Annotated in this window: 1 protein-coding gene; it reads right to left on the bottom strand. The window is 66.1% G+C overall.

Annotation, left to right across the window (positions count from 1 at the left end):
* A partial coding sequence (locus EN852_RS39485; protein WP_135879949.1) for an MFS transporter occupies nt 1-292 on the bottom strand: 292 nt, incomplete at both ends.

Genomic DNA, 292 nt, shown 5'->3' with positions numbered 1-292 from the left:
CCAAGAAGGTGGCCCGCCAGCCGAAAGCCTCGCCGAGCGCCGTGCCAGCGGGAACGCCGAGGATGTTGGAAAGCGTCAGCCCGGCAAACATCAGCGCCATGGCGCTGTCGCGTTTGTTGCGCGTGACCAGGCTGGCCGCAACGACCGAGCCGATGCCGAAGAAAGCCCCGTGCCCAAGAGCGGTGAAGACACGCGCGGCCATCAGCGTCCAGTAATCAGGCGCGATGGCGCAGAACAGGTTGCCGACGACGAATGAAGCCGTGAGCCCGACCAACACCGGCTTGCGGGGCAA

The sequence above is a fragment of the Mesorhizobium sp. M2E.F.Ca.ET.209.01.1.1 genome, assembly GCF_004010375.2.
GTDB lineage: Bacteria > Pseudomonadota > Alphaproteobacteria > Rhizobiales > Rhizobiaceae > Mesorhizobium.
The sequence above is the reverse complement of the archived record's forward strand: the minus strand, read 5'-3'. Positions and strand labels throughout refer to the sequence as shown.